The organism is Corynebacterium amycolatum, from assembly GCF_016889425.1.
In the GTDB taxonomy this organism is placed as follows: domain Bacteria; phylum Actinomycetota; class Actinomycetes; order Mycobacteriales; family Mycobacteriaceae; genus Corynebacterium; species Corynebacterium amycolatum.
Genome location: NZ_CP069513.1, coordinates 1,811,611 through 1,826,587, shown reverse-complemented (window position 1 = coordinate 1,826,587; position 14,977 = coordinate 1,811,611). Strand labels below are relative to the sequence as shown.

The following is a 14,977-nucleotide window of genomic DNA, read 5'->3' as shown; positions in this document are numbered from 1 at the left end:
GACTAAGGTGTCTACTTATGACTGATCGCCACTCTTCCGAGTTCCTCACCGCACTGCACAGCCGTGTACTCATTGGCGACGGCGCCATGGGTACCCAGCTGCAGTCTTTTGACCTCGACGTTGACGCGGACTTCCTCGGCTACGAGGGCTGTAATGAGATTCTCAATGACACTCGTCCCGACATTATCGAGACGATTCATCGACGCTATTTCGAGGCCGGCGCCGACCTGGTCGAAACCAATACCTTCGGCTGTAACTTCCCGAACCTCGCGGATTACGACATCGAAGACCGTATCCAGGAACTAGCGCACAAGGGCACCGCAATCGCCCGCAAGGTCGCTGACGAAATGGGGCCGGGGCGCGAGGGCATGCGACGCTTTGTCCTCGGTTCGCTGGGCCCGGGCACGAAGCTGCCGTCTTTGGGGCACGCTCCGTACGCTCAGCTTCGCGACGCTTACACGGAGGCCGGACTCGGCATGATTTCCGGTGGCGCGGACGCGTTTTTGATTGAAACCTGTCAGGACTTGCTGCAGGTAAAGGCGGCCGTCAACGGTGTCAAGGCCGCTATGCGACAGACTGAGAAGAAGATTCCGATCGTCGTCCACGTGACTGTCGAGACCACGGGCACCATGCTGATGGGCTCGGAGATTGGTGCAGCCTTGGCAGCGCTGCAGCCGCTGGGTATCGACATGATTGGTCTGAACTGTGCAACGGGTCCGGACGAGATGAGCGAGCACCTGCGCTACCTGTCCAACTTCGCCTCGATCCCGGTATCGGTGATGCCGAATGCGGGTCTACCAGTGCTGGGTAAGAACGGTGCGACCTACCCGCTGACCGCCCCAGAGCTGGCCACTGCACTGCGCGGCTTTGTTGAAGAGTTCGGTCTGGCAATGGTCGGTGGCTGCTGTGGTACCACGCCGGAGCATGTTTCCGCTGTTCGCGACGCTATTACCGGTGCTGGCACCTACGCCGAACAGGGCCCAGCCGTTAAGGCAGAACGCCCATCGACGGATCCGGACGCAAAGCCCATCGATGAGGTCGCTTCTCTGTACTCGGCAACCCCGCTGACGCAGACGACCGGCATCACCATGATTGGTGAGCGCACCAACGCCAACGGCTCCAAGGCTTTCCGCGAGGCCATGCTGGCCGGTGATTGGGAGAAGTGCCTTAACACCGCCCGAGGTCAGGTCACCGATGGCGCACACATGATTGACCTGTGTGTCGACTACGTGGGTCGCGACGGTCGTGATGACATGGCAACCCTGGCATCTCAAATCGCCACCTCGGTGACCTTGCCGGTCATGCTGGACTCTACGGAACCGGAAGTTCTTAAGACTGGCCTGGAGCACCTCGGTGGTCGCTGTGCGGTCAACTCTGTGAACTTTGAAGACGGCGATGGCCCTGAGTCGCGCTACCAGCGTATTATGCGCCAGGTTGTTGAGCACGGTGCTGCCGTGGTCGCTTTGACTATCGACGAAGACGGTCAGGCGCGTACGAAGGATAAGAAGGTTGAGATTGCCGAGCGCCTCATCGCCGACATCACCGGCACGTGGGGACTGCGCGAGCAGGACATTATTGTCGACTGTCTGACTTTCCCGATTTCCACTGGGCAGGAGGAAACTCGCCGCGACGGCATCGAAACCATCGAAGCCATCCGCGAACTTAAGCGTCGCCACCCGAACGTGCACACCACGCTCGGCCTGTCCAACATCTCCTTCGGTCTGAACCCGGCGGCTCGCCAGGTACTCAACTCGGTATTCCTCAACGAGTGCATCGAGGCCGGCTTGGACTCCGCCATTGCCCACAGCTCCAAGATCTTGCCGATGAACAAGATCGACGACAAACAGCGCGAAGTCGCTCTCGATATGGTCTACGACCGCCGTCGTGAAGCGGGACACCCTGACGGGGAGTACGACCCACTGCAGGTCTTCATGGAGCTCTTCGAAGGAGTCTCCGCCGCTGACGCTAAGGACGCCCGGGCCGAGAAGCTCGCCGCCATGCCGCTGTTCGACCGCCTGGCGCAGCGCATCATCGACGGCGAGCGCACAGGTATCGAAGCTGACCTCGATGAGGGCATGAAGGAAAAGGAACCCCTGGCGATCGTCAACGAAGACCTGCTACGAGGTATGCAGACCGTTGGTGACCTGTTCGGTTCCGGTCAGATGCAGCTGCCATTCGTGCTGCAGTCGGCCGAGACGATGAAGGCCGCGGTGAGCTACCTCGAGGGCTTTATGGATGCCGAGGATGCCACGGGCTCCAAGGGCTCGATTGTGCTGGCCACGGTGAAGGGCGATGTCCACGACATCGGCAAGAACCTGGTGGAGATTATTCTCTCCAACAACGGCTACACCGTGCATAACCTGGGCATTAAGCAGCCGATTGCTACGATTTTGTCCGCAGCTAAGGAACTGGATGTCGATGCCATCGGCATGTCCGGTCTGCTGGTGAAGTCCACTGTGGTGATGAAGGACAACCTGCTGGAGATCAACTCCGCCGGTGATGCCGCCCGCTTCCCAGTGCTGCTCGGCGGCGCCGCGCTGACGCGTAGCTACGTGGAAGACGACCTGTCTGAGCTTTACCACGGCGATGTCTACTACGGCAGGGATGCCTTCGAAGGACTGCGCATCATGGATGAGCTGATGGCAGCTAAGAAGGGCCTCGGCCCGGACGAGAATTCGCCTGAGGCCATCGCCGCCCGCGAAAAGAAGGAAGCTCGCCGCGCCCGCCGTGAGCGCTCAAAGCGGATCGCCGCGCAGCGCGCCGCCAAGGCTGCTGCTGAAGCCCCCGAGGTGCCGGAGCGTTCCGACGTCGCCGCTGATGTCCCCGTTGCGACACCGCCGTTCTGGGGAACCCGCATCGTCAAGGGTCTGCCTCTCGACGACTACCTGACCACTCTCGATGAACGCGCTCTGTTCATGGGACAGTGGGGCCTGCGCGGCACCCGCGGCGACGAGGGACCGAGCTACGAGGAACTGGTCGAATCCGATGGTCGTCCACGCCTGCGCGCATGGCTGCAGCGCCTGCGCGCCGAGAACATTCTCCAACATGCGGCTGTCGTCTATGGCTACTTCCCGGCAGTTTCTGAGGGCGATACCGTCCACGTACTGCCGCTGCCTGCGGAAGGGGAGCAGCCTGACCCCACGGCCGAGCCAGTGGTGTCCTGGACCTTCCCGCGTCAGCAGCGCGGTCGCTTCCTGTGCATTGCTGACTTCATTCGCTCGCGCGAAGATGCCATCGCCGCAGGGCAGACCGACGTCATGCCGTTCCAGCTGGTGACCATGGGACAGCCCATCGCTGACTTCGCCAACGATATTTACGCCAAGAACGAATACCGCGACTACCTGGAGGTTCACGGTATCGGTGTGCAGCTCACCGAGGCGCTGGCCGAGTACTGGCACCAGCGCATTCGCTTCGAGCTCGCGTTCTCCGACGGCACAAGTGTTGGCGCGGAAGACTCCGACGATACCCAGGACTTCTTTGACCTGAAGTACCGTGGCGCTCGTTACTCCTTCGGCTATGGTTCCTGCCCGGATCTGACCTTCCGTCAGGGCATGATTGACCTGCTGCAGCCGGAGCGCATCGGCGTGGAACTCTCTGAGGAGCTCCAGCTGCACCCAGAGCAGTCCACCGATGCGTTCGTGCTCTACCACCCGGAAGCGAAGTACTTCAACGTGTAGCTTGGCGTTATCCCTGCGGTCGCACCAGCAAGGTCTGCATGCTGCGGCCAATGGGGCCGTGCACATCGTAGAGCTCGCCCGCAGTCATGCCGATTCCGTCCGGACCGATGGAACCGCGGGCGGCGATGCCAACCCAGCCGCCGTCTTCCGGCTGCGACTCCGATTCCGCCGACTGCTCCGATGGGCCAAGCTGGGGGAGTCGGTGCAGGTGAACCACTAAGTCGGTATTCATAAACGCCCACTGATGCGGGCTCAGCGTGGCTCCGACACCGTTGGCGGTATCGGCTACCTGCATGACTCGCTCCACCGCAGTCGGCTCCTCCCCGAGCACGATTGGGTATGTCGCGCGAACCCAGTGAATCTGCGTCTCGGCCAGCTCTTCCGTCGCACCTGCGCGGGCTTCAATCGATTCGATGTAGCCGCCACTCCAGTCGTCGGTAAGCGGAATGTACTCGGCGCTACATTCCTCGGGCCCGGGCACCTGCTTGTCGAATGCACGCTCAATATCCCGCGTATCCGCGGTGGCCATCATCCACGCGGACGCGGTGGCAACGGGCCACCAGGCACCCTTGACGTCGGCAAGCAATTCGGCTTCGATCTTGGCGATCTGCCGCCCCGGGCGCGAGACCCATGACCGCGCGCGCAGCTCCGTGTACGGTACAGCCGACAACAGATCCACGGCGATGCGAGTAATACGCATTCCCTCGCTTTCCAGGCGCCTGCGCTCCAACATGCGTGTCAGCAGCGCCGACGGTGGCGCACCGTGCTGAAACGGCCCCCACGCCCCGTAAGTGAAGCTGGTGGGCATGAAGCGCTCGTAGCTGAGCTCGCCTTCGGTGACCGCGCCTAACGGAATAAAGTACGCCTCGGGCTGGTCGATTGCCTGGGCGAGTGAATCTTCAGTGGTTGTCATAGCGAGTCGATGCCTTTCATTCGCGCGGGACACGTTCATGCGGTGGTTGCATGCAGCACCGCGACATACTTTCCTTTCTAAAACTCTAAACCCAAATCCGGCGGCTTTGCTGACATAATCGCTAAATGCTTGTTTGCCTGGCATAGTCGCATGGTGTGAAAGCAATTTTGTGGGACATGGACGGCAGCCTCATCAACACGGAACCCCTGTGGGAGATTGCCACGTACGACCTCTCGGAATTCGTAGGCCGTCGCCTGACTCCGGAGTTGCGCATGCAGTGCGTCGGCAACACTCTCTGGGACACGCTGTCTGTTTGCGCTGATCATGCGGGACGCACGCTTGACGACGCGCTGTTTTCCTCGGGCTCCCAATTCGTCGAAAACCGCTTCACAGAATTGGTTCTAGAACATGGGGTGGAGTGGCGCCCGGGTGTGCCGGAGATTTTGGACCAGGCCCGAGCTGCTGACATTCCGGTGGTGTTGGTGACCAATACTCGCCGACACGTGGCGCAACCCTGCATTGATGTCATGGGGGAGCAGCACTTCGCGGCAACAGTGTGTAGCGATGAGGTGGCCAACGGCAAGCCGGCGCCGGATCCGTACTTGCGTGGCGCAGAGCTCGTCGGATTTGCGCCAGAGGACTGCCTGGCTATCGAAGACTCCTCAACCGGGGTGCGCTCTGCACTCGCTGCGGGATGCACGGTGGTGTGGAATCCAATGCCGGATGTGAGCGTTTCGCAAGCTGATGTGGAGACGCTAGTACCCCCGGCGCGCTTCATTTCGGGCAATTTGGATACCTCGAATTTGGGCTTATTGCGGGCTGCTTTCGCGGGCGAGTAGACGACATGGAACAATAGACCAGGTGAAGAACTTTGATGACCTGTTTGCAGAGCTGAAGGAAAAAGCACAGTCGCGTCCCGAGGGATCGGGCACAGTCAAGGCGCTAGACGCTGGTGTGCATTTCCAGGGCAAGAAAATTGTCGAAGAGGCCGGTGAGGTCTGGCTTGCAGCTGAGCACGAATCTGACGAAGCCCTCGCAGAGGAGATTTCGCAGCTGTTGTACTGGCTGCAGGTGGTCATGGTCGGTCGCGGGCTGAGCCCCGAGGATGTTTACAAGTACCTGTAGGAGAAATCAACACCATGCTGCGTATTGCCGTGCCCAACAAGGGATCGCTGTCCGAGGCGGCAGTCGAAATCCTGAAGGAAGCTGGTTACCCGGGTCGAGGCGACTCCAAGAGCCTGACCATCCACGACGAAGCCAACGAAATTGAGTTTTTCTTCCTTCGCCCGAAGGACATTCCCATCTATGTTGGCAACGGTCATCTGGATTTGGGCATCACAGGCCGCGACCTGGCCGCTGACTCGCTGGCTCCGGTCGATGAGGTTCTGAATCTGGGCTTCGGTGCCTCGACTTTCCGCTACGCCGCCCCAGCCGATGAGGAGTGGACCGTAGAAGCTCTGGAGGGCAAGCGCATTGCCACCTCGTACCCGAATCTGGTGCGCGAAGACCTGAAGGCTCGCGGCATTAACGCCACCGTCATTCGCCTTGATGGTGCAGTGGAGATTTCCATCCGCTTGGGAGTTGCCGACGTTATCGCCGACGTTGTCTCCACCGGCCGCACCCTGCGTAAGCAGGGGTTGAAGCCATTCGGCGATGTTTTGGTCAGCTCTGAGGCAGTTGTTGTCGGACGCAAGGGTGTGGAGGTCACCGAGGAGCAGCAGGTGTTCCTGCGTCGTATGACCGGCATTCTGCATGCCAAGACGTACTTGATGATTGACTACAACATCCGTGCGTCCGCGTTGGAAGAGGCATCCAAGCTCACCCCGGGCCTGTCTGGCCCGACCGTGTCGCCGCTGGCTAACGAGGATTGGGTAGCAGTTCGCGCGCTAGTCCCGAAGGCAGAGGCCAACCCGCTCATGGATGCCCTGGCGAAGATTGGTGCCGAGGCAATCTTGGCCTCGAATATCCGCATCGCGCGTATCTAGTGGAAGCTTGACCTGCTCAAGGGGTGAGGTGGGGGGGAGGACCAACCAGCTCGAGTGGGGGCACCATCTCGCGCCGGGAGCTGACCACTGCATTTTCACATCCACCTACCTCGACGTAGGTAGTAGGCTTAGCACTAAGCGTGCGCACGGCGTTAGCCGTACTGACATAGTCCCCTTATGCCGGAAAAGCGGCAGCTGCGCCAGCGCTGTAGTTTTGACGGTGTAACCAAGCAGCACCACCAATTGTGGTTCACACGAATTGTGGTTCATAAGACTGCGCCTACGAGAAGGGATTATGTCCATATGTCCGCAACGCGTACCGAGGTCGACTTGCTTGGATCGATGGAGGTTCCAGTAGAGGCTTACTACGGCATCCACACCCTGCGCGCAATCGACAACTACCAAATCTCAGGCAAGACCATCAACGATGTGCCCGAATTCATTCGTGGCATGGTGATGGTGAAGAAGGCCACGGCCATTGCCAACCAGCGCGTCCACACGCTGCCCAGCGATGTTGCAGACATCATCGTCGCCGCATGTGATGAAATCCTGGAAAAGGGACGCTGCATGGATCAGTTTCCAATCGATGTCTTCCAGGGTGGAGCTGGCACCAGTCTCAACATGAACACCAACGAGGTCATCGCTAACCTCGCGCTGGAACTGCTCGGTCTGGAAAAGGGCCGATACGACGTCATTCACCCCAACGATGATGTCAACCAGTGCCAGTCAACCAACGACGCCTACCCAACGGGTTTCCGTCTTGCTATCCACATGTCGCTGCTGAGCCTGCAGAAGCACTTCGATTCCCTGGTTGAGGCCCTACATGCTAAGGGTGATGAATTCAACGACATCATCACAATGGGCCGCACGCAGCTGCAGGACGCCGTTCCCATGACCCTGGGACAGGTTTTCCACGCATTTGCCCACAACCTTGAGGAAGAACAGGAGTCCATCGCAACTGCGTCGGCACGCCTGCTGCAAATCAACCTGGGAGCAACCGCTATCGGTACCGGTGTGAATGCGCCGGCGGGTTACCGCGAGGCCGTGACCCAAGCGCTGCGTGAGGTCAGTGGTTTTAAGGTGACCTCTGCGAAGGACCTAATTGAAGCCACCAGCGATACCGGCGCCTACGTCAGCGTGCATGCATGCCTGAAGCGCGCAGCCATGAAGATTTCCAAGATGTGCAACGACTTGCGCCTGCTGGCATCGGGTCCACGAGCCGGACTGAATGAAATCAACCTGCCGGAGCGCGCCGCTGGCTCCTCGATTATGCCGGCAAAGGTCAACCCGGTAATTCCGGAGGTCGCGAACCAGGCCTGCTTCAAGGTCTTCGGCAACGACGTGACTCTGACCTGGGCAGCCGAGGCCGGTCAGTTGCAGCTAAACGTGATGGAGCCTGTCATCGGCGCATGTCTCTTCGAGTCGATTGAACTGCTGCGCAGCGCCACCGACACTCTGCGCGACAAGTGCATTACCGGCATCACCGCTAACCCGGAAGTGTGCCGCGGCTATGTGGAAAACTCCATCGGTATCGTGACCTACCTGAATCCGGTCATTGGCCATCACGAGGGCGATATGGTCGGCAAGGAAGCCACTCGCACCGGCCGCTCCGTCCGCGACATTGTCCTTGAACGTGGGCTGATGGACGAGAAGGAGCTCAACCACGTCCTGAGCACCGAGAACCTCATGCACCCGGAATATCGGGGTAAGCGCTACGTGGCGGGGGAGTCTCGCCTCGACGATTTGTCCTAAGCGGCAACAAGCCTAACGAGTGACTTTTCGCAGATACACATGTTAGTTGCCGTCCAAATCTTTATCGTTCTAGCAGCGATCCTCCTTGGAGCGCGTCTAGGTTCAATTGCTATCGGATTCGCCGGTGGGCTGGGCGTTTTGGCGCTCGGCATCACCGGGGTGCCAGTTACCAAAGATGACATCCCCTTCGATGTCATCGGCATCATTATGTCGGTAATAGCGGCAATTGCCGCTATGCAGAGGGCCGGAGGCATGGACTATCTCGTCCACATTGCCGAACGGTTGTTGCGCAAAAACCCGCGACACATCACCTACTGGGCCCCGGTTGTCACCTACCTGATGACCCTGCTCGCCGGCACCGGCCACACCGCATTTTCCACCCTCCCAGTTATCGCCGAAGTATCCAAGGAAGGAGGCGTTCGCCCGTCCCGCCCGCTGTCCGTGGCGGTCATCGCATCTCAGTTGGCGATTACGGCATCACCCATTTCAGCGGCTGTAGTGCTCATGGCTTCGCTCATGGAACCCCGCGGCGTTGGTTATCTCACACTCCTGGCGATTCTCATTCCTTCGACGTTCCTCGCCATCCTTCCTGCCGCCTTTGTCACGAATCACCTAGGCAAAGAGCTTGACGACGATACGGAGTATCAAAGCCGCTTGGAAAAGGGGTTGGTCTCTAAGCCACGTGGCCAGATAAGCGAATACATACCAACCAAGTCGGCCAAGTGGTCCGTGGCAATTTTCCTTCTCTCGATTCTCGCAGTGATGGTCTACGCGACCATCAGCACTGAGCAGGTCGGTCTCATCACTGATCCCACACTTCCACGAAACGAAGCGATCATGTCAATAATGTTGACCGCCGCTACCGTTATCGTGCTTGCCTGCAAGTTGGACGCGGCAACGATTTTGAACACCCCAGTGTTTAAATCGGGCATGTCCGCCAGCGTCTGCGTTCTCGGTGTGGCGTGGCTGGGAACCACAATTATCAACCACTACATCGACGACATTAAGACCGCGTCCAGCAGCCTACTGACCACGATGCCGTGGATGCTGGCAATCGTGCTCTTCTTCGCGGCCGCTTTGCTCTACTCGCAGGCGGCCACTGCAAAGGCCATCATGCCCGCTGCGCTCGCGGTGGGAGTTTCTCCCATCACTGCCGTTGCTTCCTTCGCAGCGACTTCCGCGCTATTCGTGCTGCCTACTTACCCGACGCTCCTTGCCGCGGTGGAGATGGACGACACCGGCACCACCCGAATTGGCAAATACGTGTTTAACCACTCGTTTATCATCCCGGGCACTTTATGTATTGCCCTGGCTGCCGCGTTTGGTTTCGCTTTCGGCAGCGTGCTGTTGTAGCGGGGGTCTACCTAAAACACCGCATAGAGAAACTGACTAGGTTTATGACAAAAACTGAACAGTTAATTCCATTCACCCGTTATAAACCTAGTCAGTAACTTTTACTGGCGTCGTTCCCGCCGACGGCGGCACCCCGCGAAAGCTAACATTCCTCGAGAGCCACCGCCATCCGCAACTTTTACTCAGCGCCACCGTCACCGACGGCGCCTGGCCAGCCGGGGTACTCCGGCGTGACGCCGCCGTAGGCAGGGCACATCTCCTGGAAAGAACACCACCCGCAGAGTTTGGACTTCTTCGGCACAAAGTCACCGTTTTCACCGTCGCGCACGATCGCCGACCACAAGTCGGCAATCTCCGTTTGGAAAGCCTCTAATTCTGTCGCATTGGGGCTCAGCACCAGGTCATCGGCAACCTTCAGGTACATCAACCGCAGCTGTTCCGGGATATGACCGGTGAGTCGCCACCACACCAGCGCATAAAAACGCATCTGGAAAAGTGCTTCATCCTGGAAGCGAGGAGAAGGCTTCTTGCCCGTCTTGTAGTCGACGATGCGGACCTCACCAGTCGGGGCGATATCGACGCGGTCGATAAAACCACGAAGTGGCACCGACAACGGCACGGTCTGATCCGCATCCGGATCAATAACTAGCTGAACGAACTTTTCCATCTCGGCCGCATCAAACCCCATGGGATTTTCCATCATGAAGTAGCCCTTGAGCAGGCCGCGGCATTCGACAAGGAAGTCGTAGTAATCATTCTCCGGAACTAGCTCAATCAGTTCCTCGTCCTTTGCACGCATGTCCTCCCAGGTCGGCTTCAGGCGCTTCACCGCCGCTGGGTAAGTGCGTTCTTCACGGGGCCAGGCATGCATCTGTTCGAGCACAGCATGTACCAATGTGCCCTTGACCTGCGCGACGGTCGACGGCTCCGGAATCTTGTCAATCGCACGGAACCGGTACTTCAACGGGCACTGGCGGTAGTCATTAGCTCTCGACGGCGACAGCGCCAACTTAGAGCGGCGGGAGGGCTGAACTGCTGACTTAGAACTTTGGGCATTGTCGGGCATACTAGCCAGGTTAGAGTACTGCCCGGATTTGGCTGCACCCGACACATCCCGCCACGACCAAAACAAAACCAGACCCAACCAAACCCCAAAAGGAGCCCACACACCTATGGCATTAAGCGGACCATTCCAGGTCGGCGACCGAGTCCAGCTGACTGACTCGAAGAATCGCCACTTCACCGTCATCCTCGAGGAGGGTGGCAAGTTCTTCACCCACCGCGGCACCATCCTCCATGACGACCTCATCGGCGCCAAGGAAGGCACCACCGTCACCTCCGGCGAAGGCACGGTCTACCTGGCCATGCGTCACTTGCTGGTCGATTACGTCCTGTCCATGCCGCGCGGCGCTGCGGTGATTTACCCGAAGGATGCCGCACAGATTATCGTCGAGGGCGACATCTTCCCAGGTGCGCGGGTGTTGGAGGCCGGCGCTGGCTCCGGCGCACTCAGCCTCAACCTGCTCCGCGCCATCGGCGCTGACGGGCAGCTTATTTCCTACGAGGTCCGCGAGGACCACATCGAGCACGCCGAACGCAACGTTGTCGACTTCATGGGCCACAAGCCCGACAACTGGGACTTGCGCCTCGGCGATCTCAACGAAGCCTCCGTCGAGTCGCTCGGCGGTCCGGTCGACCGAGTCATTCTGGACATGCTCGCTCCGTGGGAATGCCTGGACACCGTTTCGAAGGTGCTCCAGCCTGGCGGCGTGCTCATGGTCTATGTCGCCACCGTTCCACAGCTAATGAAGGTCATGGAAGGCATCCGCGCGCAGAAGTGCTTCACCGAACCACGCGCCTGGGAATCCCTGGTCCGCGACTGGAATGTTCAGGATCTCTCCGTCCGCCCGGCGCACCGTATGCAAGCGCATACCGCGTTCCTGGTGTGGGCACGCAGGCTTGCCGACGGCACGGTGCCTCCGCGTCCACAGCGACGAAATCAAAAGAAGCTGTAAGACCGCCGCTTCGCGCTGGGAGGTGTAGCCGTCGTAAAGCGTGATACGACACACGGTCTAAATCGACCAAGCAACAACGACATCTGGCCCTATGGGTAATCTGGGGTACATGACAACGCCGTCTGACAAAATCCGTGATCTTGAGCAGAAGAACTACAACCTCGGCATTCGAAATAATCGCCTGGTTGAGCTGTTGCGGGACTCCCGTAACAAGCTAGAGCTACTGCGCCAAGACATGGAGGACATGCTGGAGCCGCCTAGCACGTACGGTATTTTCCTTAAGCCGGGACCGGAGAAGAGCACCGCAGAGGTGTTTACCGGAAACCGCCGGATGCGACTGAGGGTGCAGCCGGAGATTAACGAGCGGGCGCTTCGGCCGGGCGCGCAGGTGCGCCTGAATGAGGGCTCGATAATCGTGGAGGACTGCGGTTATCCGGAAAGCGGCGATATCGCCAATGTTCGTGAGGTGCTGCCGGATCGGGAGCGCATTTTGGCCTCGGATACTCACGGTGAGGAATTCGTGGTGTCCCTGGCTGGGGACTTGTCGCCGAAGCCGGGGGACTCGGTGATGATTGACCGCAAGTCGGGCTATGCATTTGAGGTCATTCCGAAGTCCGAGGTGGAAAACCTGGTACTGGAAGAGGTACCGGATGTCACCTACACGGATATCGGTGGTCTGGATAGTCAGATTGAGCAGATTCACGACGCCGTGGAGATGCCGTTCCTGCAGCCCGAACTGTTTGAGCAGTACAACCTGCGTCCGCCGAAGGGCGTGCTGCTCTACGGTCCTCCCGGCAACGGTAAGACGTTGATCGCCAAGGCTGTGGCTAATTCGCTGGCACGCAAGATTGCGCTGTCCCGAGGCAAGACCGAGGCAGAGGCGCAGCGAGCGCAGTCGTACTTCTTGAATGTCAAGGGCCCGGAGCTGCTCAATAAGTTCGTGGGCGAGACGGAGCGTCAGATTCGCCTGATTTTCGACCGCGCTCGCGACATTGCCGAAGATGGCAAGCCGGTTATTGTCTTCTTCGATGAGATGGACTCGATTTTCCGCACTCGTGGTTCGGGTATCTCCTCGGATATGGAAAACACTGTGGTTCCGCAGCTGCTCAGTGAACTTGACGGTGTAGAGGGACTGGAAAACGTCATCGTGATTGGTGCCACCAACCGCGAGGAAATGATCGACCCGGCAATTCTGCGCCCGGGACGCCTGGATGTGAAGATTCGCATTGAGCGCCCGAATGAGGCAGCGGCGAAGGATATCTTCCGCAAGTACTTGACCCCGGAGCTGCCGTACAACGCGGCCGAGGTAGAAGCGCGCGGTGGGGTGGAGCAAAATGTCGCACACCTCATTGACCAGGTTGTTGAGCGAATGTACGCCAAGACGGAAGAAAATGAGTATGTGCGGATCCGCTATGCAGATGGCACCAGCGAGGTCATGTACTACCGCGATTTCAACTCCGGCGCGATGATTTCCAACATCGTCGACCGTGCGAAGAAGTCCGCCATCAAGTCGGTTATCGCTGGCGGCGAGGCTGGTATTAGCTTGGATCACCTGCTGTCCGCAGTGGCGGAGGAGTTCGCGCAGAACGAGGACCTGCCGAACACCTCGAACCCGGATGAGTGGGCTCGTATCTCCGGTCGTCCCGCGGCGCGCGTTGCCTCGGTCGAGGTGATTCGCCATGGCTAATTCCGCTGCGAAGTCTGCTACTAACTCTGCTGCAAACCCAGCACAGCCGAGCCGCTTCTTCGGCACTGAAATTGAGTACGGCATTTCCAGCCCGGACAACCCGGATGTCAGCCCGATTCTCACCTCCACGCAGGCCGTGCTGGCTTTCGCGCACGAGCAGGAGGAGGGCCTGTCGGGGCGCATCCGCTGGGACTACGCACCGGAGTCGCCATTGCGCGACAGCCGTGGCTTTGACCTGCGCCGCTACCACCAGCCACCGATTGTGGATCCAAACGCCGTCGGCGCTGCAAACCTGCTGGTGCAGAATGGTGCCCGTTTCTACGTCGACCACGCACACCCGGAATACTCCTCACCGGAGACGGCAACTGCCCGCGAAGCGGTCATCGCTGACCGTGCAGGTGACAAGATTATGCTGCGGGCAGCTCAGCTTGCCGCAGAAGCCACCGATGCCGAAGGCAACCCCGGCCCGGTGCTCAAGCTCTACCGCAACAATGTCGATGGCAAGGGTGCCTCGTATGGCGCCCACGAGAACTACCTTTTCTCCCGGGAAACCGAGTTCGATGACATTGTCGCCGGTCTGACACCGTTCTTCGTCACCCGCCAGGTGTTTACGGGCGCTGGTCGCGTCGGTCTGGGCCAGATAGGGCAGGAGTCGGGTTTCCAGATTTCGCAGCGCGCGGACTACATCGAGACTGAAGTCTCGCTGGAGACCACGTTGAACCGCGGCATCATCAACACCCGCGATGAACCACACGCCGACTCCGATCGCTTCCGCCGCCTGCACGTCATCATCGGTGATGCCAACATGAGTGAGGTCGCCACCTTCCTCAAGCTGGGCACCACAGGTTTGGTCATTGATGCCATCGAGGACGGTGTGCGTTTCGACGATCTGCAGCTCCGCAACCCCGTCGAGGCGGTCCATAAGGTCTCCCGAGACCTGACCTGCACCGAGAAGCTGCAGCTGGCGGACCATGTCACCTGGATGTCCGCGGTCGAAATGCAGTACGAGTACCTGCGTCGCGTGGCGAGCTACGACCAGCAAGGCGACGTCGTCAAGCTCTGGCGTGAAGTGCTCGACGTGCTTGCCGACGACCCCCGCAAGGCAGCCCACCTGCTGGATTGGGTGGCGAAATACAACCTCATGGAGGGCTTGCGTACCCGCCTGGGCGCGGGCTGGGATCACCCAAAGTTGGCGTTGATTGATATTCAGTACTCGGATATTGACCCTGGTCGTGGGCTGTACCATGCGCTGGTGCGCCGCGGTTCGATGCGCACGCTCGTGACCGAGGAAGAAGTCGACCGCGCGGTTGAATACGCACCGGAATCTACGCGTGCGTATGTGCGCGGTGGCATTCTGCGCCGCTTTGGCAAGGATGTCGTCGCGGGCAGTTGGACCAGCTTAGTGGTGGACACTTCGGGGGGGTATCGGCGCACTCGTGACGTGGAGTCGCCTGGAATTACGCTGGCCTACATTACGCTGGATGAAGTTGACCGTTTCACTGCCGCTGATTGCGGTGAGGTGTTGGAGTCGGCAGAGACAGTGGCCGAGGTGGTCGAGCATCTGCGTACGCTCGGAGCTGTCCGCGAACAATAGA

The 14,977-nt window shown here is 59.5% G+C and carries 11 protein-coding genes; 9 read left to right on the top strand and 2 right to left on the bottom strand.

Translation table 11 applies throughout. The features are described 5' to 3' along the window. The first annotated feature begins 17 nt into the window (after positions 1-17). Positions 18-3,677, top strand: coding sequence for a methionine synthase (gene metH, locus I6J19_RS07975; protein WP_038625456.1), 3,660 nt, complete (start codon positions 18-20; stop codon positions 3,675-3,677). Between the two features lie 7 nt (positions 3,678-3,684). On the opposite strand, the gene I6J19_RS07970 is transcribed toward metH, so the two are convergent. Beyond that, positions 3,685-4,590, bottom strand: coding sequence for a thioesterase family protein (locus I6J19_RS07970; RefSeq protein ID WP_048734210.1), 906 nt, complete (start codon positions 4,588-4,590; stop codon positions 3,685-3,687). Between the two features lie 155 nt (positions 4,591-4,745). Here I6J19_RS07970 and I6J19_RS07965 point away from each other — a divergent pair, with 155 nt between their 5' ends. The 5 genes from I6J19_RS07965 (at position 4,746) to I6J19_RS07945 (ending at position 9,680) form a co-directional block, all read left to right on the top strand. Continuing rightward, a complete protein-coding gene (locus tag I6J19_RS07965) occupies positions 4,746-5,429 on the top strand; it encodes an HAD family hydrolase (protein WP_038625457.1) in 684 nt (227 codons plus the stop codon). Between the two features lie 22 nt (positions 5,430-5,451). Next, positions 5,452-5,715 carry a phosphoribosyl-ATP diphosphatase gene (locus I6J19_RS07960; RefSeq protein ID WP_005510825.1) on the top strand — a complete coding sequence of 88 codons (264 nt, stop codon included), beginning with the start codon at positions 5,452-5,454 and terminating at the stop codon, positions 5,713-5,715. Between the two features lie 14 nt (positions 5,716-5,729). Beyond that, positions 5,730-6,575 (top strand): ATP phosphoribosyltransferase, encoded by an 846-nt coding sequence (hisG, locus tag I6J19_RS07955; protein ID WP_038625460.1) that lies wholly within the window; start codon positions 5,730-5,732, stop codon positions 6,573-6,575. Positions 6,576-6,878: 303 nt separating this feature from the next. Further along, positions 6,879-8,327: an aspartate ammonia-lyase gene (gene aspA / locus I6J19_RS07950; protein WP_038625462.1), complete on the top strand. Its 1,449-nt coding sequence runs from the start codon at positions 6,879-6,881 to the stop codon at positions 8,325-8,327. A gap of 39 nt (positions 8,328-8,366) precedes the next feature. After that, positions 8,367-9,680, top strand: a complete 1,314-nt coding sequence (locus I6J19_RS07945; protein WP_187402588.1) for an anaerobic C4-dicarboxylate transporter — start codon at positions 8,367-8,369, stop codon at positions 9,678-9,680. A 178-nt stretch (positions 9,681-9,858) separates the two neighbouring features. Here I6J19_RS07945 and I6J19_RS07940 read toward each other — a convergent pair whose 3' ends face one another. Next, entirely contained in the window at positions 9,859-10,746 is an 888-nt protein-coding gene (locus I6J19_RS07940) for a RecB family exonuclease (protein ID WP_049181039.1), read from the bottom strand. A 106-nt stretch (positions 10,747-10,852) separates the two neighbouring features. On the opposite strand from I6J19_RS07940, the gene I6J19_RS07935 reads away from it, so the two are divergent. The 3 genes from I6J19_RS07935 (at position 10,853) to dop (ending at position 14,976) form a co-directional block, all read left to right on the top strand. After that, positions 10,853-11,695 carry a tRNA (adenine-N1)-methyltransferase gene (locus I6J19_RS07935; RefSeq protein WP_005510776.1) on the top strand — a complete coding sequence of 281 codons (843 nt, stop codon included), beginning with the start codon at positions 10,853-10,855 and terminating at the stop codon, positions 11,693-11,695. A 109-nt stretch (positions 11,696-11,804) separates the two neighbouring features. Next, positions 11,805-13,382, top strand: coding sequence for a proteasome ATPase (gene arc, locus I6J19_RS07930; RefSeq protein ID WP_235191255.1), 1,578 nt, complete (start codon positions 11,805-11,807; stop codon positions 13,380-13,382). After that, complete coding sequence (dop, locus tag I6J19_RS07925) at positions 13,375-14,976, top strand: depupylase/deamidase Dop (protein ID WP_187402589.1); 1,602 nt, start codon at positions 13,375-13,377, stop codon at positions 14,974-14,976. The genes arc and dop overlap by 8 nt, the downstream gene beginning before the upstream one ends. Position 14,977: the final 1 nt, after the last annotated feature.

Excerpts from the sequence above, each read along its gene's own strand:
- aspA (WP_038625462.1), top strand. The coding sequence starts at position 6,879 with ATGTCCGCAACGCGTACCGAGGTCGACTTGCTTGGATCGATGGAGGTT.
- dop (WP_187402589.1), top strand. The coding sequence starts at position 13,375 with ATGGCTAATTCCGCTGCGAAGTCTGCTACTAACTCTGCTGCAAACCCA.
- I6J19_RS07970 (WP_048734210.1), bottom strand. The coding sequence starts at position 4,590 with ATGACAACCACTGAAGATTCACTCGCCCAGGCAATCGACCAGCCCGAG.
- I6J19_RS07945 (WP_187402588.1), top strand. The coding sequence starts at position 8,367 with ATGTTAGTTGCCGTCCAAATCTTTATCGTTCTAGCAGCGATCCTCCTT.
- I6J19_RS07935 (WP_005510776.1), top strand. The coding sequence starts at position 10,853 with ATGGCATTAAGCGGACCATTCCAGGTCGGCGACCGAGTCCAGCTGACT.
- I6J19_RS07940 (WP_049181039.1), bottom strand. The coding sequence starts at position 10,746 with ATGCCCGACAATGCCCAAAGTTCTAAGTCAGCAGTTCAGCCCTCCCGC.
- arc (WP_235191255.1), top strand. The coding sequence starts at position 11,805 with ATGACAACGCCGTCTGACAAAATCCGTGATCTTGAGCAGAAGAACTAC.
- metH (WP_038625456.1), top strand. The coding sequence starts at position 18 with ATGACTGATCGCCACTCTTCCGAGTTCCTCACCGCACTGCACAGCCGT.
- hisG (WP_038625460.1), top strand. The coding sequence starts at position 5,730 with ATGCTGCGTATTGCCGTGCCCAACAAGGGATCGCTGTCCGAGGCGGCA.